The organism is Paenarthrobacter sp. NPDC090522, from assembly GCF_044769225.1.
GTDB lineage: Bacteria > Actinomycetota > Actinomycetes > Actinomycetales > Micrococcaceae > Arthrobacter.
Genome location: NZ_JBIVXL010000011.1, coordinates 116,998 through 142,615 on the forward strand (window position 1 = coordinate 116,998; position 25,618 = coordinate 142,615).

Consider the following 25,618-nt stretch of genomic DNA (forward strand, 5'->3'; position numbering starts at 1 on the left):
TAGTCACCGTGCCGGAGCCTTCCAGGCCTCCTGCACTCACGACTTCGCATCGTGAACTTCAAAGGAGAACAGAATGAAGCGTCGCCAGCTTCTGCTCGGAGCAGTAGGCCTCATGGCCAGCACTGCCCTGGTGGCCGGGTGTGGCAGCACCCCGGCAGCTACGCCCACGCCAGCGCAGGATCCAACCGGGAACATCACCTTCTGGTCCTCGATGGCGGGCATGGACAAGGTGGCCGAGGCCTTCAACGCCAGCCAGGACAACATCAAAGTAACGTTCGAGACGGTCCCCAACGGTGCCAGCGGCGGCTACGCCAAGCTCTCCACGGCCATCACCGCCGGCAACGGCCCCGACGTCGCCACCATTGAATACCCCCAACTGCCGCAGTTCGTCAGCAACGGCCAACTCCAGCCGCTGGACGGGCTGATCGACAAAGCTGCCACTGTGGACAAGCTTTCCGACGAAACCAAGGGCTTGGTCCAGTTCGGAGACCAGACGTACGCCCTCCCCTACGATGCCGCGCCGATGATCATGTGGTACCGCAAGGACATGCTGGACAAGGCAGGCGTGGGCGTGCCCAAGACCTGGGACGAGTTCGAGGAAGCAGGCAAGAAGATCAAGGCCGTGGCGCCCGAAGCGCACCTTGCGAGCTTCAACCCGAACGAGGCTGCACTGACCGCAGCCCTGTCCTGGCAGGCAGGCGCCAAGTGGTTCGGCACCGAGGGCGACAACTGGAAGGTGGGCGTCAACGACGCCGCCACCCAGAAGGTAGCCACGTACTGGCAGAAGCTGATCGACGAAAAGATCGTGAAGGTCCAGCAGTCCTTCAGTGACGAATGGTCGGCAGATCTGGCGAGCGGCGCCGTCGTGGGTGTCCTGGGCGCCAATTGGAGTGCCACCGGCATCCAGAAGCGTACTGAAGCCAGCGGCCAGAAGGGCCAGTGGATCGCGGCCGAAGTGCCCAACTGGGGCACGCCGGCGGACGCGTTCTATGGGGGATCCAGCTTCAACATCACCAAGAGCAGCAAGAACCCCGCTGCAGCGGCGAAGTTCATTGAGTACTTGGCCACGAACCCTGACGCCATCAAGGCCCGCGGGAACACCGGCTCGGCCTTCCTCGCCTTCCCCGGCCTGACGCCGGTGGCGCAGAAGGCCTTCGACGCCAGCTACTTCGGCAACGACATCTACCAGGTCTTCGACAAGGCCTACGGCACCATCACCCCGGGCTGGCAGTGGGGACCCAACTGGGACATCACCAATACCGCCCTCAAGGACGCGTACGGAAAGCTGACTTCCGGCGGCAAGGTGAGGGACGCCGTCGAGACCGCCCAGACCGCCACCGTGGCCGGACTCAAGCAGAACGGCCTCTCCGTCAAGGAGTAGGCCCGCGTGGGCGGGCGGATCTGCACCACAAGGCAGAGCCGCCCGCCCGGCGAGGAGCACATCATGGCCCTGACCAAAACAGCCCCCGAAGCGCGGCGTAAAAGCCGTTCAATGTCCGGAACCGGCGGCCGCACCGCAGCCCTGTTCCTTACCCCCTTCTTCGCCGTCTTCGCCCTGGCGATGGTGGCACCGGTGATCTATTCGATCGTCCTCAGCTTCTTCGCCCAGCAGAAGTCGGGCCTGGGTTTCGGCCAGGCGAAGACCTCGTTCGTTGGCTTGGAGAACTACCTTCAGGTCCTGCAGTCCGAGAGCTTCGTGGGTGGCATCGGCAGGCTTGCGTTGTACTGCCTGATCTACATCCCGTGCATGGTGGGTGGCGCCCTGGCTTTCGCACTCCTGTTGGACGCGGCCGTAGCCAAGGCCAAGAAGCTCTTCCAGCTCCTCGTCTTCCTGCCGCATGCCGTGCCCGGCGTCATTGCTGCGCTGATCTGGGCGTACCTTTACACACCGGGCGTCAGCCCGATCGTTTCGGTCCTGCAAGGCGGGGGCATCTCGCTGAACTTCCTGGACAACCAGCTGATCCTGCCATCCATTGTGAATATCGCTGTGTGGGAGTGGACGGGATACAACGTAATCATCCTGTTCACTGCGTTGCAGGCCGTTTCCCGCGAAGTCCTGGAGGCGGCACGCGTTGACGGCGCCGGGGAGATCCGCGCCGCGGTCAGCATCAAATTGCCCCTGATCCTGCCTGCTTTGAGCGTGATCATGCTGTTCACCGTGATCGGCACCCTGCAGCTCTTCACCGAACCGTCCATCATTGGCAAGGCGACGGCCTCTGTTACCAGCACCTGGGTCCCCAACATGTGGGCCTACGACGCCGCGTTCAACAGGCACAACCTGAACCAGGCGGCCGCGGCTTCCATCCTGATCGCCCTGCTGGCAGCCGTGCTGTCCTGGGCCGTGACCCGCTTCAGCTCAAGGATGAACAAAGCATGAGCGCCCAAACACTCACCCGACCCAAGGCAACCAGCAGGCCCGCACCCCGCGGAAACCGCAACCGGTCAGCCCGCACCGGCGGATTCGCCAGCAAGATCACTGTCAACGCGCTGCTGCTCCTGGGCTGCGCGTACATGGTCCTCCCCGTGCTGTGGTTGTTCTTCGCTTCCACCAAGAACGCCTCGGACCTCTACGCCACCGGCGCGTACAGCTTCGGGCAGCCCGCGTTCTTCGACAATGTGGCAGCTGTCATCAACCAGGACGGCGGCGTGTTCCTCCGCTGGATGGCGAATTCCATGTTCTACGCGGCATTCGGCGCGGTCTTCGGAGGACTGATCTCCGTGATGGCTGGATACGCCTTCGACAAGTTCCAGTTCCGCGGCAAGGAGTCCTTCTTCGGGATCGTCCTGGTGGGCGTGCTGATCCCGAACACGGCCACGGTGCTGCCCATGTACATGCTGGCCTCCGTCTTCGGGATCACCAACACCATCTGGGCCATCCTCATCCCCGTGCTCTGCAACCCGTTCGGCGTGTACCTGGCGAGGGTCTACTCGGCAGCGTACGTCCCCGCGGAGACGCTCGAGGCCGCACGGGTTGACGGCGCGGGTCCTGTCCGGAGCTTCTTTTCATTGGGCCTTCCCATGATGATGCCGGGCTACATCACCATCGCCCTGTTCCAGTTCGTGGGGGTATGGAACAATTTCATGCTCCCGCTCGTGATGCTGCAGGACCAGAAACTGCTACCCGTCAGCGTGGGCATCTCCATCTGGCAGGGCTACTCCCTGCCCCAGCCGGAGTTCACGCCCATGGTGATCACGGGCTCACTGCTCTCCGTGATTCCGCTGCTGGTGGCGTTCATCCTGCTGCAGCGTTTCTGGAAATCGGGACTCACAGCAGGGAGCGTCAAGTGACTTTGAACGTTGCCTTGGCCATGCCGGAACAAACCGCCCGGGCTGTGTTCCCTCCCCGCAGCCTGGATCCCCTGCGGCCGGCAGTCAACCTCTTGGCCCGCGACCCCATCCAGGACTTCCATTCCCCTGAGGGCCAGGCGCTCCTGCGGGACGCGGACATCCTCCTCACCGGCTGGGGTTGCCCCATGATCGATGATCATGTCCTGGACCACGCCCCGCGGCTCAAGTACGTCCTGCACGCCGCCGGCAGCGTGAAGCACCACATCGGCGAAGCCTGCTGGGAACGCGGCATCCAGGTCAGCTCAGCCGCGGATGCCAACGCCATTCCGGTGGCAGAGTACACCGTGGCGATGATCGTCCTGGCCAACAAACGCGTCCTCCAGATCGCCCGGGCCCTCCACAGCACGCGCACCGAAGTCCTGCCCGAACAGCTTTTCCCGGACATGGGCAATTACCGCAAGCGCGTGGGCATCATCGGTGCGTCCAGGATCGGCCGGCACGTCATCCGGCTCCTCTCCGCCTACCAGCTCGACGTCGTGGTTTCGGATCCCTACCTCAGCGCCGCGGAGGCGAGCGCCCTCGGCGTCGAACCAGTGGGCCTTGACGAGCTGGTGGCGAGCAGCGACATCGTGAGCCTCCACGCGCCGTCGTTGCCGTCCACCAGGAACCTCATCGATGCGCGGCTGATCAACCTGCTTCGTCCACAGGCTACGTTTATCAACACCTCCCGGGGCGAACTGGTGGACCAGGATGCGCTGCTGGCCCGGGTGGAGCGCGGCGACCTCTTCGCGGTCCTCGATGTGACGACCCCGTGGGTGCTGCCCTCAGGGTCGGCGTTCTACACCCACCCAAACGTGCTGCTGACACCCCACGTGGCCGGCTCGCTGGGCAGAGAACTGGAGCGCATGGCCGCGAGCGCGGTGGAGGAAGCCCTGCGGGTTTCCCGCGGGGAGCCGCTGCGGTTCCCCGTTCGGGCGGAAGATCTCGCCTTTACGGCGTAGTGGCTTGGGGGGACGCACGACGACGGCTGGTGGGCTTTCGCGCCCTGCGGAACCAGCCGCCGTCGTGCGTTAACCGAACGTCACCACATCGCTTTATTGAGTGGCGTGACCGTCAGGCTTTCCAGCCGTGCGGTGCCTCCTTCCGAAAAGAGGGCCAGTCCATTGGCGCCCGCCGCCGGGAAAACCTGGTCCGTCAGGGTTGCCAAGCCGTCCTGGGCGAAAACTTCCACTGAGGCCCGGTCCACGTACAGCCGAAGCTTGAGCTTTCCGTTGATGAGCTGGACGGGCACATCGTCAACCGAGGCGAAGGCGGGGTGGAAGCCTTCGTTCCCGGAGTTGGTCCGGTCGATGGAGAGGCGGCCGGAGGCTGTTGTATATCCGATCCTGGTTGCTTCGGTCCCGTTGCCAAGCACCTTCAAGCCAAAGGCCGAGGCTGTTCCGGGCGAGAACTCCGCATCGAGCTGGACAACATCCCCTGTGATGGGGAGGTTGTTGGTCCCAGGAGCCAGGTCCGTCGCGGACGCTGTGTAGGCCGCTGCCGTGTTCTTCAAAGTGTCCACCTGCTGTACCGCTTTCTGGCTGAGCCGTGGACCTTGGCTGGTTTGCGTGAGGGTCACTTCACGGGGAAGGGCCATGGTTCCCCGCCATGTGCTGCTTGGGGTTGACTGCCCGTAGTCCCAGTTGTTCATCCAGCCCAGCATGATCCGTTTCCCGTTCGGCGCATTGCTGAAGGAAACGGCGGCGTAATAGTCCTTGCCCCAGTCCAGCCAATCGTGCTGCTCAAGCCGGGTGATGTCCGAGGCGACAAACTCATCTGCCAGGATGTGCCCCCAACCACCGCGGTTGTTGTCCACGATCCGGATGGTGGCCTGGCTGCCCTTGAACTCGCTGACATCCCACGTTTTCCAGTCCAGGTGTTCCGAGTCAGACCCCGTGGAAGTACGAACCGCTTGGCCGTTGACCATAAGGTTCACCGTGGTTTCACTGCTCCGCGGCTTGGCAGGTTCCGAACCGAGGACCATGTTGTCCAAGGTCAGGTGGCCCCACGGACCGGTGGCGTTGTCCACGATCCGGATCCGGGCGATCTGGCCGTAGTACTGCGAGACATCCCAGTTCTTCCAGTTCAGGTCACCCGAGTTGCTGCCCGTGGTGGTCCGGACCGGAACGCCGCCCACCAGCAGTTCCACCTGGAGCGAGCCGTCGATGCGATGGCCGCCACCCAGCAGGAACCCGATGTTGGTGTTGGTGAGGTAGAACTCCGGGGAGGTGATGGTTCCCGTGTTGTTGTCCGCATTGGGGCCGCCCTCGAAAGTGTTGATGCGTTTTCCGATGGCGTACTCACCGCCCACCGTGGAGGGGTTCCTGGCCGCCTCGAAGTCTCCGGTCAACTGCCAGCCGGCTGAGCTCAGGGTTCCGGGGTAGTCGAAGCCTTCGAACAGCAGGTAGCCCGGAGGTGGCGTATTTCCTGGTTGTTCTCCGGCTTGCCTCGGGTGGTTGCCGCCGCCGGCCAGGAAATTGATGTAGTCCTTGGTGACCGTGAACGGTGCAGACTCCATGGTGCCGGTGGGGTTGTCTCCTCCGTTGAAACCGTTGACGAGGCCGGCACCGATGGACCCTGACACTGTTTGTTGTCCAGGCAGCGTTCCCGTGGCTGGCGAGTTCCCCCACGGACCTGATGGGTTGGCCGGGTCGTTGGACACAGTCCATCCGTTGTAGTTGCCGCCGTTGAACCCTGCGAGGAGGTTGCCTGGCGGTGGAACATCAACCGGATCGGTGGTTTCCGAAGTGAAGGTGGTGCCATCGAAACTGCCCACGAAGTACTGGCCCCCGCTGCCACCGGCCACTGCACCGGGGTTGATGTTGACCACCAGGACCCACTTGGTGTTGTCAGGGTTCCCGTCCACGGCCAACGGGAAGAGATCGGGGCACTCCCACTGACCGCCCGTGGCGTTGGCCGGCTTGAAGTCGTTCAGATAGGTCCAGTTCTTGAGGTCGGTGCTCTTGTAGAACAGGACCCTGTGTTCATTGGCCTCGACAGCCGCCATCACCCAGTACGAACCGGCTTGGTACCAGAACACCTTCGGATCACGGAAGTCACTGGTGTTCCTGTTGAGGACAGGATTGCCCCCGTACTTGGTCCACGTTTGGCCGCTGTCCGTGCTGTACGCCAGGGACTGGGCTTGCTTGCCGGCGAGCGTGGGGTGGCTGCCAGTGAAGTTGCTGGTGTACACGGCCACCAAGGGCGGATTCTGCACTGTCCCGAATCCACTGGTGTTTTGCTGTCCGCCACGATCGATCCGGAAAAGATGTCCTCCGTGGCCTGGCCGTTGCCGTTGAACGTCTGGGCAATGGCCAGTGGCTGCTCTGTCCAGTGCAGGAGATCCGTGGAACTCGCGTGGCCCCAGCTCATGTTCCCCCACGTGGTTCCGTAGGGGTTGTACTGGTAGTACATGTGGTAGGTGCCGTTGTAGTAGACCAGCCCGTTGGGATCGTTCATCCAGTTCTTCACCGGCGTGTAATGCAGGTAGGGCCGGTACTGCTGCGTCGCCGGATCAGGATCGCTGGCGTGCGCAGGTGTGGGTACGGTGGCCGCGGCCAGGACCGCGGCAAGTGATACAACGACGGCGGCCGCCACCATGGCGTGCACGCTTGGTTTGGTGCGTCTTGTCCTCATTGACAGTCCTGCTTCCTTCGCGTCGGGTCAGGGTGTGGCCCGGAACGAATAGGAACTGGAGTAATGCACGAATTCGCCTGTCCCGCCGCTGTCCAGCACTTTGGTTCCAGTGGTGGAGCCATCCAGCACTACCGTGTTCGCCGCCACGGATGACACCGTGTTGTTCGCGGCGATGTAGTTGTTGGCGCCCGAAGCCACCAGGACGATGGTGGGTTTCTGGCCGGACGGACTCACGGAGCCGGACGGGACGTCGTAGCTGAAATGGTTCCCGGTCACTGTGTTTCCGCTGCCGGCAAGGTGTACCAGTCCGAAGAGGTCATCGAGTCCGTTGTTGTACGGCTTGAGGGGATCGAAGGGTTCCATCTGCCGGAGGAAATGGGTGGCCCCCACGAGGTTCTCCGTGCAGCTGCCTTCGAAGTTCACCATGCCCGGATAGAACGCGTGGAACCGGTTGGCCGTGATGGACGACCGCGTGCAGTTCTTGAAATGGACGCTGCTCTTGCCCCGGGGGAACACGTTGTTGGCGCTGACCAGCAGGCCCATGTGCCCCTCGGCGAAGATGGAGAAGCCCACGTACCCCGCGCCGATCAAGTTGTCCGTCACCTTGGAGGCCTGCCCGGATCCCGTGAGTTCGACGCAGCTTCCGCACTCTGCCAGGAAGTTCCCGCTCACGCTGAGCGCGTCAGTGTCCCGGACCACCAGGCCGTGCTCCAGGTAAACCATGCCCATGCCTTCAATCCGGCAGGAGTCGTTTGCCGAATCGAAGCGGATGCCCGTCTTACCGTTCACATAGGAGTTCTGGTTGGAGTTGAAGGACACCCCGTCCAGGCAAAAGTTTTGGAACACGATGGAGCTGAGCCGTGGATCGCCCGTGCGGTAAACCCTGAAGGCATCGGAGTTGCCGTCGGTGTTCTCCACGCGGATGCGGCTGCCGCCTGGATTGATCTCGTGCCAGCTTGAGGTGTTGCCCGCGTTGTAGCGGATGCTGCTGGACGTGAAGCCGTGCCCGGAGCCCCTGATCGTGAGGAAGCTGATGTCAACGTTGACGCGGGTCTTCAACGAATAGTCGCCCGGCGGGATGTAGATGACCGCCCCGGGTTTGGATGCCTGGTTGGTTTGCTGGGATTTCACATCGGCGATGATGCTGTTGATGATCAGCCCAATATCGTTGTAGGGCGTGGCGGACGGGTTGCCGGGGACGGACCAGGTGGTGACGTCGTAAACAGTGGTCACTGCGTGTTCTCCTCACATCGTTGGGGGTAGTGCTTTGAGTGGCCTGGTACTTGCGTTGATGGTGTTGCTGACTGCTTGCTTCTAGAGCACTCCGATGATGCTTCGATGCCCTCGGGGTGCCTGGATAGCCTCGGCGGAGTGCTCCTGGTTTCGCGCCGGAGCGCTGTCCTTCGCCAGTGCCTCCCTGGCCGAAAGCACGACGGCGGCGCCCGCTACTGCCGCTGCGGGAAACAGCCGGAGGATACTCCTTCGGCTGAGGGATGGGGGTCGATTCATGACTCTCCTTTGATTCGTTGACGATCTTGGATTGTGGTTGGCGTGGGCGGGCGCTGGGTTGGTGGGTGGAGGGACACTCTTGAGTGCTCGAGCGCGGGCGGCCCTCCCGGGTAAGCGCGCCCTTTCCCGCCCAGCGCACCCCTTCGTGAAACGCAGCGCACCCATACCCGCCCCACGCACCCCGGGGTACGGGTGCGAACAGCGGGAACGGGTGCGACCCAAGCCCATGCACCCCGGGGTACGGGTGCGAACGGCGCAAACGGGTGCGACCAAAGGAAGCAACCCCAGGCGCGCCCTTTCCCGCCCGGCGCACCCCTTCGTGAAACGCAGCGCACCCATACCCGCCCCACGCACCCCGGGGTACGGGGGCGATCGGCGCAAACGGGTGCGACCCAAGGAAGCAACCCCAGGCGCACCCGGTCCCGCCCAGCGCACCCCTTCGTGAAACGCAGCGCACCCATACCCGCCCCATGCACCCCGGGGTACGGGTGCGATCGGCGCAAACGGGTGCGACCCAAGGAAGCAACCCCAGGCGCACCCGGTCCCGCCCCACGCACCCCGGGGTACGGGGGCGATCGGCGCAAACGGGTGCGACCCAATCCCACGCACCCCGGGGTACGGGTGCGAACGGCGCAAACGGGTGCGGGCCTGAACAGGAAGAGCTATGCCAAAACACGTGCCACATCAGCCAAAATATGCCAAAACGATTTGCCGTGTGGCGGGGATCACTTTATGGCCGCAAAATCTCCGGCGTCAAGGGGCCGAAAAATTTCTGCGGACACCGTTGACACATCCGCCCACCCGGCCCTAATGTCGTTGCCAAGTCGTTTTGGCAAAACGATTTTTCAAAGCCAAAAGCAATCCCCACATCTCTCTGCAATTTCCGTTCAAGAGAAAGTGAGTCGACAGCGATGTCCACTCGAAAGACCATCTCCAAGCTCGTCTCCCTCGGCGGGCTGTGCACCGCCGTCGCACTCGTAGCCACCGGTTGTGGCGCCGGCGGACCCGCACCATCGTCCGGCGGATCGGGCGGCTCGAGCACCGTCAACGTCCTGGTGGAAGCCGGCGGCCATGCCGAGCTCACGGGCGTAGCCGAACAGTGCAAGAAGGACGCCGGAGTCGACGTCAATTTCGTGGAACTCCCCTACGACGGCATGTTCAACCGCCTGTCCAGCGAGTTCTCCTCCGGCAACGTCTCCTTCGACGTAGCAGCCCTCGACTCAGTGTGGCTCCCCAGCTTCAAGGACGCCGTCCAGCCCATCGACGAGCTCTTCACCGATGAGGCAAAGAAGGACATCTTCCCGGCCCTGGTGAAGGAAGCCAACGTGGACGGCCACTTCATCGGCATGCCGGCCTGGACCAACGCCGAGATCATCCTGTACCGCAAGGACCTGTTCGAGGACGCCAAGAACAAGGCTGACTTCCAGGCCAAGTACGGCTATGAACTGGCTGCCCCCAAGACCTGGAAGCAGTACCAGGACGTCTCCGAGTTCTTCACCAAGGACGGAATGTTCGGCACGGACGTCAAGGGTGCCGTGGAAACCGAGTGGCTGGCCCATGTGCTCCAGGCCGGCTCCCCCATGGTCCTGGACAAGGACAACAACGTGGTGATCGACAACGCCGCGCACAAGCAGGCGCTCGACTTCTACGTGAGCCTGGCCAAGGACGCCCCAAGCGGCGCGGCGCAGGTGGACTGGGCGGCAGCACAGAACCTGTTCAACCAGGGCAAGACCGCCATGACCCGTTTCTGGGCCCACGCCTACCGCCAGATCCCCGCCGATTCTCCGGTGGCAGGAAAAGTGGGAGCGGCAGCAATGATTGGCGGCAGCGCCGGCGTCGCGGGCGTCCCAGGACCGTGGTACCTGTCCGTTCCCAAGGCCACCAAGAACACCGAGGCAGCCAAGAAGTTCGTCAAGTGCGCCTACGACTACAACAGCATGGGCATCGACTCCAAGCTCGGCCTGGCGTCCCGCATCAGTGCGTTCGAAAAGTACCAGGACAAGCCGGGCTACGAGAGCTTCAAGCCGCTTATCGAAACCCTCAACGCTCCAGCCACGGCAACCCGACCGGCAACGGCCAAGTGGCAGCAGATTGTTGACACCGTCCTGATCCCGCTGCTCCAGAAGGCGGTGGCCGGCGGCGACACCTCGGCCCTCCTTGCCGACGCCAAGAAGCAGATCCAGGACCTCCTGAAGTAGCGACTCCGCGGCCGGCACCGTCCGCAGGCAAAGGACAGTGCCGGCCGCGGCCCCAACCAGCAGAACAAACCCAGCAGAAAAGAAAACCGTGCGTATCTCCGATCGCCGCTTCGCCCTCTTCCTGATGACGCCAGCGGCTCTGTTCCTGGCAGTCTTCGTCGCCTACCCGCTGTTCCGCCTGGTGGCAGACAGCTTCTTCAAGATCTCTCCCATCGCCGGCGGACCCCGCGACTTCGTGGGTTTCCAGAACTACGTCACCGCCTTCACTTCCGAGGCCTTCACCAGCGCAGGCTGGCGGACCATCGCCTACACCGTGGTGGTGGTGACCCTGGAGTTCGCCCTTGGTCTGGGCATGGCCCTCCTCTTCACCACGCTGGGCAAGAAGTCCCAGATCTGGCGAACCGTCTTCCTGTACCCGCTCATGATCGCCCCGATTGTGGCCGGCCTGCTCTGGAAGTTCCTGATGATCGACAACTTCGGCCTCATCGGAACCCTCCTCCACCAAGCCGGACTCCTGGAGAATCCAAACCAGATCGGCTGGTTGTCCGACCCCAACATCGTGTTGTTCTCCGTCGCCATCCCGGACATCTGGCTCACCACCTCCTTCATGTGCCTCGTCCTCTTCGCGGGCCTCCAGAACATCCCCGGCGACCTCATCGAGGCAGCCCGCCTGGATGGCGCCCGGGCACCGGACCTCCTGTTCCGCATCATCATCCCGCTGCTGCGGCCAGTAATCGCCGTAGCGCTGGTGGTCCGCGGGATCGACGCAGCCCGGGCCTTCGACACCATCCTTATCCAGACCAACGGCGGCCCCCAGTCTGCCTCCGAAACCATGAGCCTGCTGATCTACCGCACCATGATCCGCTTCGGCGATCCGGGCCTCGCAAGCGCCATGGGCACCATCTACCTCATCGCGATGCTCGCCGTCGCCTTCTTCGCGGTGGCCACCATTTGGCGGCCAGGAAAGGACAGCTGATGAGCACCGCAGAATCCACGTACGACGGCGGCAGGACGGGTACCGCTTCCGCCTCACCGGAGCGCGGAACAGGCATCGCCCTCCGGCTCGCGGCGGCAAAGCACCCCAACGTACCCGCCGAACACAGCGGGCCGCGAGTGCCGGCGTCGAACGCTTCCGATGCCCGGCCGCCCCGCAGGCGCCGCGGAGCCAACCGCGAAGGGCTCGAAGCCGGACGCCGGAGCACCCGGACCATCCTCTGGATCCTGTTGGCAGCCGCGATGGTACTGTACGGTTTCCCGTTCCTGTACTTGCTGTTCACGTCCTTCAAGACGCCGATCGATACCATCGCGGTCCCGCCCACCATCCTTCCGAAGGAATGGACGCTGGAAAACTACATCAACGCGCTGGGCAGAGGCGGAGTGGTGGCGTCGTTCATCAACTCCATCCAGACTGCGGTGATCAGCACGTTGCTCTCCTTGGTCCTGGCTGTCCCCGCGGCGTACGGCATCACCCGCTACAAGACCCCGAGCGGCAGGGTGTTCATCATGGCCGCACTGGTAACGCGCATGGTGCCGCCGGTGGCCATCGGCATCCCGTTGGCGTCCATGATGGCTTCGATTGGCCTTGCGGACACGCCCATTGCACTGTCCATTGCCCACACCACCATCTCGCTGCCGCTCTCTATCTGGCTCATGTCCAGCTTCTTCGAGGCCGTTCCGCGGGACCTGGAGGAAGCGGCAACCGTTGATGGCTGCAGCAGGCTCGGCGCGCTCTGGCGGGTGGTGATCCCCGTGGTGTCCGGCGGCATCGCAGTGACGGCCATCTTCGCCTTCCTGGCGTCCTGGAACGAGTTCCTGTTCGCACTGCTCATGACGGCCATCCGTTCCCAAACTACGCCCGTGGTGATCGCGAACTTCCAGACGCAGTTCGGCCTGGACTGGGGTTCCATGACAGCCCTCGCGGCGGTCTATTCCATCCCGGTGATCCTGCTGACCCTGCTCCTGCAACGCAAGATCGTGGCGGGCATGACGCTCGGCGCGGTCAAGGGTTAGCCGGCAACATCAGCTCCGGCATCACCGAGTAGCCTACTGATAGCCCCTCCCGGGCATCGCAAACCATAAGGACGTGGAAGACAGATGAGCAACAAGAACATCGGTATCAAGGATGTGGCCGTCGCCGCCGGTGTGTCCGTTACTACCGTCTCCCATGTGCTCAACGAGGTCTCCTACGCCCGGGTCAGCCCTGAAACCAGGGACAAGGTGCGGTCCGTTGCCGAGGAGCTTGGCTATGGACCCAACCGGCTGGCCCAGGCGCTGCGCACGCAGCGGACAGGCATGCTGGGGTTGGTCAGTGAGGAAATCGCCACCACTCCGCACGCGGGGCGGATCATCCTCGGCGCGGACGAGGCCGCGAAGGCCCGCGGGTACAACCTCATGATCATCAACACTCCCGGGTCGGCCAGCCTCGAGTCACGGCAAGCTGATGTCCAGGCCCTCCTGGAGCGCCGCGTGGACGGCATCCTGTACGCCACCATGTACCACCGGAACGTGGAACTGCCGTCCAACCTCGGCAGCGTACCCTCGGTCCTGGTGGACTCTGTGGCCACCGGAGGAAACATCACGGCAGTGATCCCGGACGAGGACGGCGGCGCACGGGCTGCCGTCGGAGCGTTGCTTGCCGCGGGCCATACCCATGTGGGCTTCATCAACAACACCGATGATGTCCCCGCCACCCGCGAGCGCCTCCACGCTTTCAGGTCGACGCTTTCGGAGGCGGGGCTCGACGGCGGCGCGGCGCCTGTCGAGTCGGAGGTTTCCGAAGTGCAGGGGGGCTATGAGGCCGCCAAGCGGATCCTGTCCCGGGAGGACCGGCCCACTGGCTTGTTCTGCTACAACGACCGGATGGCGATGGGCGCCTACCGCGCTGCGGCAGAGTTGGGCCTGAACATTCCTGCGGACCTCTCCGTAGTGGGCTTCGATGACCAGGAACTTATCGCGGCCAACCTGTACCCGGGCCTCACCACTGTGGCCCTCCCGCACTACGAAATGGGTGCCTGGGCCACAGAGCACCTGATTGACGCCATCGAGGGAAAGACAGACCTTGCCCCGATGGCCCTCCACCCCACAGTCCTGGGCTGCCCCCTGGTCCGGCGCGAATCCATCGCGGCCCCACGGTAAGCCCCACCCGAACCCTTCACCGTCCTAAAAGGAACGCACACCATGTCCAGTAGCCTTGATGCCGTACGCCCGGAAACAGCCCCGGCGGCCACTCCCTGGTTCCGGCCCGCCATCCATTTCACGGCGGCGGATACCTGGCTCAACGATCCCAATGGCCTGGTTTTTCACAACGGCCTCTACCACCTCTTCTTCCAGAACAACCCCTACGGAAATGTCTGGGGCAACATGTCCTGGGGCCATGCCACCTCGCCCGATCTGCTGCACTGGACCGAACACCCTGTGGCCATTGCCTGCGACTCCACGGAGGATATCTTCTCCGGCAGCGTAATAGTGGACCACGGCAACACCTCGGGTTTCGGCTCGGCTGCAGCGCCGGCCCTGGTGGCGGTCTACACGAGCGCCTTCAAGGACACCTCGGCGCACAGCGGCACCCAGGCGCAGTCCCTCGCGTACAGCACGGACGGCGGAATGACCTGGCGAAAGTACAGCGGCAATCCCGTCCTGACCCGTCACTCGGCGCACTTCCGCGACCCCAAAGTCTTCCGCTACGAAGGCGACGCCGGCACGTATTGGGTGATGGCCGCCGTCGAGGCCCAGCAGCAGAAAGTGGTGTTCTACCGCTCGGAGGACCTCAAGTCCTGGGACTTCCTCAGTGACTTCGGACCGGCCAACGCCGACGAAGGTGAGTGGGAATGCCCCGACCTCTTTCCCTTGGAAGTTGACGGTGATCCGGACAACGTCAAATGGGTGTTGATCGTCAACGTCAATCCCGGCGCGGTGGCGGGAGGCTCCGGTGGGCAGTACTTCGTGGGAGCTTTCGACGGCGTGAGCTTCGTTGCGGACGCCGATTCGCTGGTGGCGCCTTCCGGACTGGCGTCCCTCCGTGACCCTTCCGCCCAGGCGGAGGCCCTGCAGCAAAGCCTGTGGCTGGACTGGGGACGTGACTGCTACGCGTCTGTCTCTTTCAGCAACGCGCCGGACGGCCGCCGGATCATCATCGGGTGGATGAACAACTGGGATTACGCCAACCACCTGCCAACCTCCCCGTGGCGTTCCTCCATGACCTTGGCCCGGGAACTGCGCCTCTCGAATGACAGCGGCGTTCCGCGCCTGGTCCAGCGGCCCGTGCGGCCCGCATTCCAGGACCGCGGGATCCCTTGGACCGCGGGTTCCTTGGAACTGGCGGATTCATCAGTCAAGCTGCCGGACGCCGTATCAGGCCGCGCCCAGGTCATCGAGGCCGAGATCCTCCTTGGTACCGCCGAACGCCTGGGATTCACGCTCCTGGAAAGCAGCGACCATTCCCTCGGCACGGTCCTGCGCTACGACACGGCCACTGCCCGGCTCACGCTTGACCGCACGCAATCAGGCGACACCGGATTCCACGCGAAATTCGCCTCTGTGGAGTCAGTGCCGGTGGCTCCCGTGGATGGCGTGCTGAAGCTCCTCGTGGTGGTGGATCACGCGTCCGTGGAAGTCTTCGCCCAGGACGGAACCGCCGTCCTGACGGACCTTGTGTTCCCCCACCCCGGACAAACCGGGAACCGGCTGGTGGTGGAGGGCGGCACGGCAACGGTCCTGAAGCTCACCGTCTCGGCACTCGCCTAAAGGAGAACCCGCAATGCACACCATCCAGCAGACACCGGACGTGGTTGTTGTTGGCGAGGCGCTCATGGACATCGTCGTCTCGCCGCAGGGCTCCGTGGAACACCCGGGCGGCTCGCCCGCCAACGTCGCCTACGGGTTGGCGCGTTTGGGGGTACCGACCGGCCTGCTCACCTCCCTGGGCGAGGACCACTACGCTGCCGCGATCGAGCAACACCTCCATGGCGCCGGCGTGAAGCTCCTCCCCGGTTCCAAGCGGCCGGGCAAGACCGCGACGGCGACCGCCACCCTGGCGCCCGACGGTTCGGCACTCTATGACTTCGACATCGCTTGGGACCTACGCCGGACGGCTCCGTCCGGCATCCCCAAAATCCTGCATACCGGCTCCATCGCGGCTTTCCTCCAGCCGGGCGCCACGAAGGTCAAAGAGTTGCTCCAGCACTCTAATGAGCGCTGCGTCGTCACTTTCGACCCAAACCTTCGCCCTGCCCTGTTGGGCAGCCAGGCGGAGGCCAAGAGCAGCTTTGAAGACCTCATCCCCTTCACGGATGTGGTCAAACTCAGCGATGAAGACGCACTATGGCTCTATCCAGGCCTCTCACTCGAAGATGTCCGCCAGAGGATCCTTGAATGCGGTGCAGGCCTTGTGGCGGTTACCAGGGGATCGGAGGGCTCCGTGTTGTCGACGCGAGGCGCAACAGTCGATATTCCGTCAGTGAGGTCGGCAGTGGCAGACACCATCGGTGCGGGAGACTCCTACATGTCCGCGCTGATCTACGGACTCCTCCAGCACGGCGGTACAGGTTTGACGCCCAAAGCCCTGGAATCCTTGGGCCATATGGCAACCAAGGCGGCGGCAATCACCGTACGCAGGGCGGGTGCCAACCCGCCCACGCTGGCAGAGTTGCAGGCAGGACTCCCGGAAATCCAACCCTCTGCCCAGTAGCTCCACAAACTCCCAGACCACCACACAGAGGGAACAAGCCATGACCAGCAACAACTACTACGACGTCACAACCTGGCCCGTCGGCAACCCGGCCGAGGACATTGGCGAAGTCATCAACAGCATCATCGCCGACATCAAAGAACGGCAAACGGACAGCGACGCGAACGACGGCGGCAAGCCGGGTGGCGTTATCTACTTGCCGCCGGGAGACTACTGCCTGCGGACCCAAGTGCTGATCGACATCAGCTTCCTGAAAATCCAAGGCTCGGGGCATGGCTTCACGTCGTCGAGCATCCGGTACAACGTGCCGCAGGAAGAATGGCCCGGCTTGCACGAGCTCTGGCCCGGCGGGAGCCGGGTCCTGGTGGACCTTTCCCTCGGCTCCGATGCCGGGCAGGCCGAGCGAGCGGCTTTCCTCATCAAGCGGGAGGGCAGCCCGCGCATCAGCTCCGTGGAGTTCACCAACTTCTGCATCGATGGCCTGCACTTCTCGGCGGACGGCTCCCAACTGCCAGCCGAAAACACGTACTCCAACGGCAAGACCGGCGTTTTCGTGGCCAGTGCCAATGACTCCTTCCGTTTCAACGGAATGGGTTTCATCTACCTTGAGAACGCCCTGACCATCCACAACGCAGATGCCCTGTCCATCCACGACAACTTCATCGCAGAATGCGGCAGCTGCATCGAACTGCGTGGCTGGGGACAGGCCTCGAAGATCACCGATAATCTGATCGGAGCAGGTTTCAAGGGCCATTCGATCTATGCCGAGAACCACGGCGGACTCCTGGTCACTGCCAACAACGTCTTTCCACGCGGTGCCAGCAGCATCCATTTGGAAGGCGTCACCCGCTCCAATATCTCCAACAACCGGCTGCACTCGTTCTACCCGGGAATGGTGGTCCTGGGATCGAACAGTTCCGAAAACCTTGTTGCCACCAACCATTTCCTCCGCGACCACGAGCCGTGGGCGCCCTTTTTCGGGATCGACAACGGCCTTGACGACATGCACGGACTTCTCAGCGTGGACGGCAGCGACAACACACTCGTTTCAAACCACTTCTCGCTGGTCATCGGGTCGGACAGCATCAAGCCGCAGGGCGCAACGCCCGTGGCCATCCGGTTGAAGGAGGGAAGCGGCAACTTCGTCTCCACCAACCACGTGGTGGCGAAGGATGTCCATGCCACCTCGAGTGAATCCTGCTTCGAAGCCCAGGTGGACGCCTTGTTGGCAGCCCGGGCCACCAACAGCCTGGACGTCACCACCGTCATGGTGGATCCCGCGTCCACACGCAACACCATTTTGGATTCCGGTACCGAGGCGCAGGTTGTCGCGGACAGGGCAAGCAATGCCCTCAGGGCAACTCCCGGCATTGGCATCCTGGCCGGGCCGGTTGCTTCCCAGCTCGTTGCGTCCCAGGTGGATGGGCTGTCACAGCCGCGGCAGTGAAAACGCCGGCTCTGGCCTGTGCACGCCACGTGGCCGGTAGCCCAGCACTTCGGCATGGCCGGCGATGTCTGCGAGGTACCAGATGATGGCCAGCCACATCTCGGTGCCCTGCAATGTTGGCAAGTGCTGCACGCCGCTGTCCGGCGAAGCGCTGAAGGCCATGCCCTCGCCGGGATGCCACCACGTGAGCGCCTGCTCCAGTTGGCGGGTGGCCCACGCTTTCCCGTCGCCGGCACGGTACGTGGTTTGCTTCGAGGCCAGCCACAGCGGATGGACCACGTCCAGCACGTTGCAGGCATTCTGGCTGCCTGCGGCGAAGTACCGTGGATCGGCTCCGTGTTCCAGGACCGTGTCCACGAGGTTCTCCACGTGCGGAACAGGGAGGCCAAACTGGGCGAACGTGCCTCTGGTGAGCCGGTAGTAGCCGTTCACCACTTTGAGGCGGGTGTCATGTGCCGGCGTTCCCCAGGTTCCACTGGCTGGATTCACCCGTGCCAGCAGCCAGCCGAACAAGGCTTCCATGGACCCGGCGCTGTGGGGGTTGACCCTGCTGAGCGAGTCCAGTCGGCTGAATCCGGTGGCCGCGGCAGCCAGGCGGTGCTGCCGGGCAAGGTTCCAGTAAGCCGCTGTTCCCCACGCATCCACCCATGCCCCGGACTCCCACGCTTCCTTGCGCCACGGCAGGGCCTCCAGTGCCGACACCAACTCAGCGGCGCCCATGTTCGCGACGGCGCGGATGGGGTGCGGGAAACCACTGCCCAGAAGATCCAAGGCGTAGCCGACGGACAGCACGTGATAAGTGGCCGGGCCCTTTCCGAACTCAAGGGAGGCGTCCGGTTGTGTCCCGAATTCGGGAACCAGGCCTGTCACCGGATCCTGCAGCCCGGCCAGTCGACGGGCCTGTTCGGAAGCCGGCAGTTGTGGGGGCGCTGAGCCGAGCAGCAAGTCCGCGATCTCCACGGCATCGCACTGGGCGCGTACCGTGCGTGGAGCACCCGGCTGGTCAACGAAATACCCGTCGTCCTCGCCTACCCAGCACCGGGACAGCACGTCCGTCGCCTGGGCGCATGCCGCGTCAGCGAACGCCGTGAGCCTGGACCGGAGGCCGCCGTCGTTGGCGCTGACCGTGGCCAGACCCGCAACGACAGAGACCAAACCAGCGTCCCGACCCGCGATGACCGGTACCAAACCATCGTCCGGACCCGCAACGGCAGGGACCAAACCAGCCTCCGGACGCGTGCTCGCAGAGGAACCTGCCACACCATCCCGCCGGTCCCGCAGCTGCCGGGCCGGATTCCCGCCCACCACGGACCACTCCGGCACGTCCTTGGTCACCACGGCCCCTGCTGCGAGGACTGCGTGCGATCCCACAGTGACGCCGTCCAGCACCACCACGTTGGAACCGATCCAGACGTCGTCCCCGATCACGATGCCCCTGCTGCTGAGCGGCTGCCTGAAGACTGGCTGGGCCGGGTCCATGGAGTGGTTGAAGCCAAGGATGGAGGTATGCGCGCCGATCCGCACGGCATCGCCCATGGTCACGGCACCCCGTACCACCGTGAAGGCGTTGATGGTGCAGTTCTCCCCCATGGACACCTCGCCCGTGACATAGGCGTGGGCGGCAACATACGAATCCGGGCCGATGGCGAACGTCTCCGCGTCTACATTGGCAAGCGGGGACAGGAATGCACGCTCCCCGATGGTCACGCCGTTGCGTTGGGCCAAGGCCTTCTGGTGCTCGATTTGTGCTTGGTGTTCCTCCGCTGAGGCGTTGTTCCAGAAGGTCCAGGGTGAGTAGTCGTAACTGAGCGCATGCATTCCCTCATTGTTGGTGGACGCCCAGGAAGGGTCAACGAACCAGTGCGCAATCGATCATTATCGGTCAACTAGATGTATCTGGTGGTGGAATGCCGCACGGCCAGTCCCGGCAGCAGGGACAAGTGCTGGACGGGCAACTCACTGCCGTCGGCCAGGCTCTGCACCCGCGACTGGAGGAGGCGCATCGCCGCCGCGCCCACCGCCTGCTTGGGAGGTGCGACGGCGGTCAACGGCACCATGGAGAACGCGGCCACTTCGTCGTCGTACGCCACGATGGAGAGGTCTTCGGGGACCCGGAGTCCGCGGGCTGTGGCCAGTTCCACAAGGCGGGAAGCGTGGGCGTCCACGTGCACAATGGCGGCACGGGTTCCCGCGGCAAGGCAGTCGTCGAGGAACAGGTTGAGGACCACGTCCGCACCAGCCGGGTCCCTGCCAAGGTCCGGCAGCGCGCGGAAGGGTGCATCGCCGTCGAGCCCCAGCGCCACCACGGCGTCCCGGTATCCGGACGTGAGGAAGGCCGCCGTCGGGGTTTCCTTGCGGAGGGCGAGGCCGATGGACCTGTGACCCAAGGCGGCGAGGTGGCGGACTGCCACCACGCCGCCGTAGGCGTGATCGGTGCGGACGGTGTCGTACTCACGGGCCGTCTGGGGGTAGGTGATGGACCGTTCCATGAGGACCACCGGAACCTCCAGCGAGTCCAGCCACGCACCGGTGTCCGTGGCTGTGGGTTCGTAGGTGCTGGTGGCCACCACGACGCCGCGGACGCCCAGGCCCACCAGCCGCCGCACCCGCTCGTGCTCGGTTTCCCGGTCATAGTGGGTGACGCCGAGCACCAGCCGCGTGCCCAGTTGGGCTGCGACGCTCTCCGCGCCGGCAATCACCTTGGCGTAGTAATAGTCCGACGTCGGTACCACCAGCCCGGTGATAGAACCATCCGCCGGGGTGGCCAAGCGGCCCGGCAAGGTTGCCCCGCCGTGGACACGGACCAACACTCCGGCGGCGGCGAGGTTGTTGATGGCACGCCTGGCCGTGATCTCGGAGATGCCCAGCTCCCTGGCGAGGGCAGTGGTGACCACGCGGCCATCGCGCCGGGCGAGGGTGAGGATGCGCTGGTCGCGTTCGGCAGCAAGCATGGGGCGATCATAACTGATCGAATTTGACCGTTTGAATGGCGAGGGCTAGGAAGCGGGGGGCTAGTACTCGCCCTTGATCACGAAGAACGAGCCGCGGATTTCGCCGGCCAGCTTGGACTTCTGCCGTGCGAACTTGAAGTTGGCAGCCAGTTCTTCCGGCACCTCCATGCCCTGGGAGAGCTTGAAGCCGACGGCCCGCTTGGAACCTTCTTCGAGGCCGTAGAGTACGTTGATGGACAGCCCGGATTCGTAGAACACATAGGTCCAGCGGGTGCCCTCCACCTCGAACGAGGTCACTTCCAACGGCCGAGACTGGATCACGAGGTCCCGCTCCTTGAGCACCCGGTTCACGTAGTCAACGATCTCCGGCGACTCCTCGGCAGGCACCACGGTAAAGACGTGGTCGTACTTGTTCTTGAAGTACCGTGCTTCGTTTGCCCTCAGTCCTGCCAAGGCGTCTACTACGGGGGATGATTCCAGCCCGACGGTGGAAACGTCCTGGAAGTCTACGGTGTACGGCATGTGTCCTCCTGGGTTGTGAATTTTCTGTGTTGGCTTCACCCTACGTCCGCTGCCCACGGGCGGGCTTCTTGAATCCTGCTCGGGTTTTGCGCCCGACGACGTGACAGGAGGGCGCTCCCGCCGACGGGTATCATCAGCAAGGAATCCTAGAGAAGCTTGGGGGACAGACGTAGATGGCGCATGGACAGGGACAGCTCGCATTCACGGACGAGGTCAGCCGGGACCTGACCTTGCGTGAATATGGCCTCGACCCGTCCTTGGATTCACCCCTTCTTCCCAACGCTGCCGTACTCAGCGCGCTGCAGAACCTCGTCCGGCTCGCCACGGAACTGTGCGGCGCCCCATTCGGCGTGGTCAACATCATCAGCGCCGAGTACCAGCACCAGGTGGGTGCGTGGGGCGTGGACCCGGGCGTCTGCTCCCGCGAGGATTCCATGTGCGCCAAGGTCTTCCTCTCGCGCGAAAAAACGGTGGTTCCGGATGCCACCCTGGACCCCCGCTTCGCGGACAGTCCCTTTGTCACAGGCGAGATCGGCAACGTCCGCTTCTACGCGTCCGTTCCGCTCCAAACCGACTCAGGCTTCGTCCCTGGCACGCTCTGTGTCTTCTCCGACAAGCCCCAGGAGCTTCGACCTGAACAAGTGGGCATGCTCGAGGTCCTGGCCCGCCAAGTGGTGGAACTGCTCGAACTCCAGCACCGGACCGCCCAACTGGACCGCACCTACGCCGAGTTGCGCGACAGCAACGCCAAGCTCGCCGGTTTCGCGGGCCGGGTCAGTCACGACCTCCGGATTCCGCTGACCACCATCCTGGGGTACGTGGAACTCGTGGAGGACGATCCCGATGTCCAGACCGGCACCAGCACGGCCAAGTACCTGGACAAGATCGGCGCAAGCGGCCGCCGGATGCTCGCGATGCTGGAGGACGTGCTGAGCTACTCCCGCGTCGGCGGGGGCATCCAGCCGTCATACTCCTCGCTCAGGGAGGTGGCCGGTGAGGTTTCGCGGGACCTCGGAATCGACGACGACGGCATTCTGGACGTCCAGGACCTGGCCGTTTACGCCGATCGCGGACAACTCCGGACCTTGCTCCAGAACCTGCTGACGAACGCCATGAACTACCGCAGCCCGGAGCGCGATCTCAGCATCAGCATCGGCGGGGTTGCCAATTACCACGGCGCCACGGTCTACGTGGCGGACAACGGCAAGGGCATTGCCCCCGAGGATCGCGCCAAAGTCCTGGAACCGTTGGTGCGGCTCCGGAGGCCGGGCGACGGTTCCGGCTCTGGACTCGGCTTGGCCACGTGCAGCAGCATCGCCAAAGCCCATGGCGGGGACCTCACGCTCTCGGAAACCCCCGGCGGCGGACTCACGGTGGCGGTCAGCTTCCCGGCTGGACTCTAGCGGGACACCGGCGGGTCAACCCACGACGGCGGGGTCAACTCCCCAGCTCGCGGCACCGCGGCGACTCAATCCACGACGCCGGGCCAACACTCCGCCGCGCGGCACCACGGCGACTCAACCCACGACGCCGGGCCAACACTCCGCCGCGCGCGGCACCGCGGCGACTCAACCCACGAGGGTGGGCCAACACTCCGCCGCGGGCGGCGGCACCACGGCGACTCAACCCACGACGGCGACCTCCCGCCGTCGTGCCTTCACAAACTGGCGGTCCGGGCTGCTGCGGGCTTACCGCTGGTTGTCATTGCCCTTGTCCTTGGGCGCCTTTTTGTCGCCTTTGCTGTCGCTCTTGCCGTCACTCTTGACGCTTGCCAGGTCCCTGCCGCTGGCTCCGCCCGTCGGACCGGAAGTAGTGCGCGGAGCCGGGGCTGGCTCCTCCGGCAGGTTGGCGTGGACAAGCTGGACGGGTTCCTGCACGGGCTCGACGTTGGCTGCAGGCACCGCTTCTGCCGGGACGGTGTTGACCGGACCCACGGGAATGCTCGGCTGGCGCTCAGTGACGGAAATGCCCGGATCAGCTGTCCGTGAAGGCTCGGGTGTCCCGGTGACGGCACCTCCCTGAAGGAAGAGTGCCAGGGCTACGGGGATCCCGGCGGCGGCTACGGCCACGCCGCCAAGGAGTTTGCGCCTGGACTTCCGGGGCGTCTTTGTCCCGGGAAGGGCACGAGGTGCATGGGTGGGCACCGGCGGAAGGAGGGCCGTCCGGCCGGCTGCAAACCTACGCCGGGGACTGGTCAGGACCGCCTCCACCTCGGCTGCCTTGGGACGCCGCCCGGGGTCCATGTCAGTCATGGCGCGCAGGAGCGTGCGGAGCTTCTCCGGAACACCCAGGGGAACTTCCGGCGCACGGTGGAGCCTTGCGGCGGCGCTTTCCACTGGTGTCCCGGGGTACTCCGCCTTGCCGGTGAGGCATTCCAGCAACACCAATCCGAGCGAGTAGATGTCACTCGCCGGAGTCAGATGGAGGCCTTGGGCCTGTTCGGGGCTGAGGTATTGGGCTGTTCCCACGGTGAATCCGGTTCCGGTCAGGCGGCTTTCCGACATGACCAGCGCTACGCCGAAGTCGGCCAGTTTCACGGACCGTGCGGTGCCGGAGCCCTCCGAAACCAGGATGTTCGCCGGCTTGATGTCGCGGTGGATCACGCCTTGCCGATGAACCTGCGCCAAGGCACCGGCCAGCCGCGAACCAATGGCCCACACATCGCTGACCTTCATGGCGCCTTCGGCCAAGGTGGCGCGCAGGTCCCGGCCTTCTGCGAGCTCCATGACCAGGTAGGCCCGCTCGTCGTTGTTGCGGGCATCCACTCCGGCGTCGACGGCGCGGACCAGCCCCGGGTGGTCGAAGGCTGCGAGCAGCCTCATCTCCGTCTGCTGGCGCGTCCGGAAGGATTCGTCACCGGAACCGGGCAGGAACAGCTTGACTGCGACGTCCCGCCCGAGCCGCACGTCCTGGGCCCGGTACACGGTGGACATCGCACCACGGCCCAGGACCTGGCCCAACTGGTAACGCCCACCCAGTAATTCTTCACCGGAGCCGGATACCACGGCTTCGTCGTTAGTGCCCACCAATTGCCACGCTCTCCGGGCGCACCTGGGTGCCTTGGACCTGTCAACTGTCCACCGCTACCAGGCAACGCCGTCGATCAAACTTTCACGGTAGCCGTCCGGGCCAACCTTCAGTGGTCAACGCCGTGCGGCTCGAGCAAATCCTGCGTCAGAACAGCATCATCCGGTTTCTCCAGATTGGTAATCAGGATACTTACTAATGCCGGAGGAGGGCAACCTGCCGGACACGCTCCTGCACCTACAGGGCCACTCGCCAGCGATCAACCGCGGCGCGCAGGCTGCCATCGGATACCCCCAGAGACCATTCGGAAATATCCGTAACAAACCGCGTAAAGGCGTCGCTGTCGAGACCCGCATCAGAGTTCCGGCACCGCACGACGGCGGGCGGCCGCCGTCGTGCGTTTCGTCGCCTCAGTAGTTGGGAGACTCAGTCCTCAAAAAAAGTGGTGGCCACCGAACCGGTCCTGCCTTCGACGATGCCCGCGGCGACGTCGTGCACCTTTTGGTTGCGGTGCTGGGAGGCCTTGAGGAGCAAGACGAAGGCGTCGGTCTGGCTGCACGAATTCTGGGTCATGATGATCCCGCACGCAAGGTCGATCACCGTGCGCCGTTCCATGGCGGCCCTCAGGTCTGCGACCAGGAGGTCGGCGGTGGCAATGCGCAAGGTAAGTCGCAAAGCCTGGCCGGCCATGTCCCCGAAGATCCCGGCTTCCTCAATGACGTCGTCCGTCAATTGGCCGGTTTTGGAGGCAAAGAAGTTCAATGCCGCCGAGGCGTCCGGGCCGAGATTCAAGGGGACGCCCAGCACGCCCTTGGCGCCGGCATCGGTCAGGCTTTGGGCATACTCCGGCCAGCGACCGTCGCTTTTGACGTCCTCTATGAGGATCACCTGGTTTGAACTGAGGGCCTCTACGCATGGGCCGTCGCCCAAGGCCTGCTCAACGCCGTCAAGGATGATGGCATCGTCACTGCTTCCGGCGATGGTGATGGCCCGCTTCTTGCGGCGGAGCGTGACGGCGCATTCAATACGGTCCCCGCTTGCTCTGCTCAGCGCGGCGGCTGCGTAGCGGGTCATGCCGTCAAGGAAGCCCTTGATGTCATCGGCCCCCGCGATGAGCTGGTGGAGCCGCTGAAAATCTTCATTCTGTTCTTCAGTTTCCACATCTTCATGCTATTGAGGAATCGCGTGAAACGGCAGGGGTCTTCTCACACCGCAGCCCCAAACACGGACCCTGGCTCAGCGTGTGCTCCACTTCCCGGCACGGGTTCGCTGGGAAATTTGCTCCATGTGGCGCAGGAAACTGCGGCGGACGTGG

Annotated in this window: 20 protein-coding genes and 1 pseudogene; 12 read left to right on the forward strand and 9 right to left on the reverse strand. The window is 64.1% G+C overall.

The genetic code is table 11. The features are described 5' to 3' along the window. Positions 1–73: 73 nt before the first annotated feature. The 4 genes from ACIQT2_RS15625 (at position 74) to ACIQT2_RS15640 (ending at position 4,289) form a co-directional block, all read left to right on the forward strand. Positions 74–1,381, forward strand: a complete 1,308-nt coding sequence (locus tag ACIQT2_RS15625; protein WP_402948122.1) for an ABC transporter substrate-binding protein — start codon at positions 74–76, stop codon at positions 1,379–1,381. A gap of 63 nt (positions 1,382–1,444) precedes the next feature. Further along, positions 1,445–2,377, forward strand: coding sequence for a carbohydrate ABC transporter permease (locus tag ACIQT2_RS15630; protein ID WP_402948125.1), 933 nt, complete (start codon positions 1,445–1,447; stop codon positions 2,375–2,377). Further along, positions 2,374–3,288: a carbohydrate ABC transporter permease gene (locus ACIQT2_RS15635; protein WP_402948128.1), complete on the forward strand. Its 915-nt coding sequence runs from the start codon at positions 2,374–2,376 to the stop codon at positions 3,286–3,288. The genes ACIQT2_RS15630 and ACIQT2_RS15635 overlap by 4 nt, the downstream gene beginning before the upstream one ends. Continuing rightward, the gene (locus ACIQT2_RS15640; RefSeq protein WP_402948131.1) at positions 3,285–4,289 is read left to right on the forward strand and encodes a hydroxyacid dehydrogenase; all 1,005 of its coding nucleotides are present in this window, start codon (positions 3,285–3,287) and stop codon (positions 4,287–4,289) included. Before ACIQT2_RS15635 ends, ACIQT2_RS15640 begins: the two co-directional genes overlap by 4 nt. A gap of 80 nt (positions 4,290–4,369) precedes the next feature. On the opposite strand, the gene ACIQT2_RS15645 is transcribed toward ACIQT2_RS15640, so the two are convergent. The 4 genes and pseudogenes from ACIQT2_RS15645 to ACIQT2_RS15660 all read right to left on the reverse strand — a co-directional run bounded on the left by ACIQT2_RS15645 (position 4,370) and on the right by ACIQT2_RS15660 (position 8,472). Then, positions 4,370–6,526: a GH32 C-terminal domain-containing protein gene (locus tag ACIQT2_RS15645; protein WP_402948194.1), complete on the reverse strand. Its 2,157-nt coding sequence runs from the start codon at positions 6,524–6,526 to the stop codon at positions 4,370–4,372. 92 nt (positions 6,527–6,618) lie between these two features. After that, positions 6,619–6,963: pseudogene (locus ACIQT2_RS15650) on the reverse strand (glycosyl hydrolase family 32); the annotation flags it as partial. A gap of 27 nt (positions 6,964–6,990) precedes the next feature. Continuing rightward, a complete protein-coding gene (locus tag ACIQT2_RS15655; RefSeq protein WP_402948134.1) occupies positions 6,991–8,196 on the reverse strand; it encodes a NosD domain-containing protein in 1,206 nt (401 codons plus the stop codon). An 81-nt stretch (positions 8,197–8,277) separates the two neighbouring features. Then, the gene (locus ACIQT2_RS15660; RefSeq protein WP_400333166.1) at positions 8,278–8,472 is read right to left on the reverse strand and encodes a hypothetical protein; all 195 of its coding nucleotides are present in this window, start codon (positions 8,470–8,472) and stop codon (positions 8,278–8,280) included. Positions 8,473–9,383: 911 nt separating this feature from the next. Between ACIQT2_RS15660 and ACIQT2_RS15665 the strand changes: the two genes are divergently transcribed. From ACIQT2_RS15665 to ACIQT2_RS15695, 7 genes are all read left to right on the forward strand, one after another. After that, a complete protein-coding gene (locus ACIQT2_RS15665) occupies positions 9,384–10,670 on the forward strand; it encodes an ABC transporter substrate-binding protein (RefSeq protein ID WP_402948137.1) in 1,287 nt (428 codons plus the stop codon). A gap of 88 nt (positions 10,671–10,758) precedes the next feature. After that, on the forward strand, positions 10,759–11,646 hold the full coding sequence (locus ACIQT2_RS15670) for a carbohydrate ABC transporter permease (RefSeq protein WP_400333163.1): 888 nt from the start codon (positions 10,759–10,761) through the stop codon (positions 11,644–11,646). Next, on the forward strand, positions 11,646–12,680 hold the full coding sequence (locus ACIQT2_RS15675) for a carbohydrate ABC transporter permease (protein ID WP_402948140.1): 1,035 nt from the start codon (positions 11,646–11,648) through the stop codon (positions 12,678–12,680). The genes ACIQT2_RS15670 and ACIQT2_RS15675 overlap by 1 nt, the downstream gene beginning before the upstream one ends. An 84-nt stretch (positions 12,681–12,764) precedes the next feature. Next, complete coding sequence (locus tag ACIQT2_RS15680; RefSeq protein WP_402948143.1) at positions 12,765–13,805, forward strand: LacI family DNA-binding transcriptional regulator; 1,041 nt, start codon at positions 12,765–12,767, stop codon at positions 13,803–13,805. A gap of 42 nt (positions 13,806–13,847) precedes the next feature. After that, on the forward strand, positions 13,848–15,413 hold the full coding sequence (locus ACIQT2_RS15685; protein WP_402948146.1) for a glycoside hydrolase family 32 protein: 1,566 nt from the start codon (positions 13,848–13,850) through the stop codon (positions 15,411–15,413). A 13-nt stretch (positions 15,414–15,426) separates the two neighbouring features. Beyond that, positions 15,427–16,356, forward strand: coding sequence for a carbohydrate kinase (locus tag ACIQT2_RS15690; RefSeq protein ID WP_402948149.1), 930 nt, complete (start codon positions 15,427–15,429; stop codon positions 16,354–16,356). A 40-nt stretch (positions 16,357–16,396) separates the two neighbouring features. Then, the gene (locus ACIQT2_RS15695; protein ID WP_402948152.1) at positions 16,397–17,803 is read left to right on the forward strand and encodes a right-handed parallel beta-helix repeat-containing protein; all 1,407 of its coding nucleotides are present in this window, start codon (positions 16,397–16,399) and stop codon (positions 17,801–17,803) included. Here ACIQT2_RS15695 and ACIQT2_RS15700 read toward each other — a convergent pair. The 3 genes from ACIQT2_RS15700 to ACIQT2_RS15710 form a co-directional block, all read right to left on the reverse strand. After that, a complete protein-coding gene (locus ACIQT2_RS15700; protein ID WP_402948155.1) occupies positions 17,786–19,621 on the reverse strand; it encodes an acyltransferase in 1,836 nt (611 codons plus the stop codon). The genes ACIQT2_RS15695 and ACIQT2_RS15700 overlap by 18 nt on opposite strands. Before the next feature lie 68 nt (positions 19,622–19,689). Further along, entirely contained in the window at positions 19,690–20,754 is a 1,065-nt protein-coding gene (locus tag ACIQT2_RS15705) for a substrate-binding domain-containing protein (protein WP_402948158.1), read from the reverse strand. Between the two features lie 60 nt (positions 20,755–20,814). Continuing rightward, complete coding sequence (locus ACIQT2_RS15710) at positions 20,815–21,276, reverse strand: phage tail protein (protein WP_400333155.1); 462 nt, start codon at positions 21,274–21,276, stop codon at positions 20,815–20,817. Positions 21,277–21,449: 173 nt separating this feature from the next. On the opposite strand from ACIQT2_RS15710, the gene ACIQT2_RS15715 reads away from it, so the two are divergent. Continuing rightward, positions 21,450–22,679, forward strand: a complete 1,230-nt coding sequence (locus ACIQT2_RS15715; RefSeq protein WP_402948161.1) for an ATP-binding protein — start codon at positions 21,450–21,452, stop codon at positions 22,677–22,679. Between the two features lie 285 nt (positions 22,680–22,964). Here the strand turns inward: ACIQT2_RS15715 and ACIQT2_RS15720 are convergent, their stop codons facing one another. Beyond that, positions 22,965–24,302: a protein kinase gene (locus ACIQT2_RS15720; protein WP_402948164.1), complete on the reverse strand. Its 1,338-nt coding sequence runs from the start codon at positions 24,300–24,302 to the stop codon at positions 22,965–22,967. 427 nt (positions 24,303–24,729) lie between these two features. After that, positions 24,730–25,464: a GAF and ANTAR domain-containing protein gene (locus ACIQT2_RS15725; RefSeq protein ID WP_402948166.1), complete on the reverse strand. Its 735-nt coding sequence runs from the start codon at positions 25,462–25,464 to the stop codon at positions 24,730–24,732. Positions 25,465–25,618 lie beyond the last annotated feature (154 nt).

Coding starts and splice junctions, on each gene's coding strand:
- ACIQT2_RS15685 (WP_402948146.1), top strand. CDS start 13,848: ATGTCCAGTAGCCTTGATGCCGTACGCCCGGAAACAGCCCCGGCGGCC.
- ACIQT2_RS15705 (WP_402948158.1), bottom strand. CDS start 20,754: ATGCTTGCTGCCGAACGCGACCAGCGCATCCTCACCCTCGCCCGGCGC.
- ACIQT2_RS15660 (WP_400333166.1), bottom strand. CDS start 8,472: ATGAATCGACCCCCATCCCTCAGCCGAAGGAGTATCCTCCGGCTGTTT.
- ACIQT2_RS15700 (WP_402948155.1), bottom strand. CDS start 19,621: ATGCATGCGCTCAGTTACGACTACTCACCCTGGACCTTCTGGAACAAC.
- ACIQT2_RS15695 (WP_402948152.1), top strand. CDS start 16,397: ATGACCAGCAACAACTACTACGACGTCACAACCTGGCCCGTCGGCAAC.
- ACIQT2_RS15675 (WP_402948140.1), top strand. CDS start 11,646: ATGAGCACCGCAGAATCCACGTACGACGGCGGCAGGACGGGTACCGCT.
- ACIQT2_RS15630 (WP_402948125.1), top strand. CDS start 1,445: ATGGCCCTGACCAAAACAGCCCCCGAAGCGCGGCGTAAAAGCCGTTCA.
- ACIQT2_RS15690 (WP_402948149.1), top strand. CDS start 15,427: ATGCACACCATCCAGCAGACACCGGACGTGGTTGTTGTTGGCGAGGCG.
- ACIQT2_RS15665 (WP_402948137.1), top strand. CDS start 9,384: ATGTCCACTCGAAAGACCATCTCCAAGCTCGTCTCCCTCGGCGGGCTG.
- ACIQT2_RS15635 (WP_402948128.1), top strand. CDS start 2,374: ATGAGCGCCCAAACACTCACCCGACCCAAGGCAACCAGCAGGCCCGCA.
- ACIQT2_RS15715 (WP_402948161.1), top strand. CDS start 21,450: ATGGCGCATGGACAGGGACAGCTCGCATTCACGGACGAGGTCAGCCGG.
- ACIQT2_RS15710 (WP_400333155.1), bottom strand. CDS start 21,276: ATGCCGTACACCGTAGACTTCCAGGACGTTTCCACCGTCGGGCTGGAA.
- ACIQT2_RS15625 (WP_402948122.1), top strand. CDS start 74: ATGAAGCGTCGCCAGCTTCTGCTCGGAGCAGTAGGCCTCATGGCCAGC.
- ACIQT2_RS15680 (WP_402948143.1), top strand. CDS start 12,765: ATGAGCAACAAGAACATCGGTATCAAGGATGTGGCCGTCGCCGCCGGT.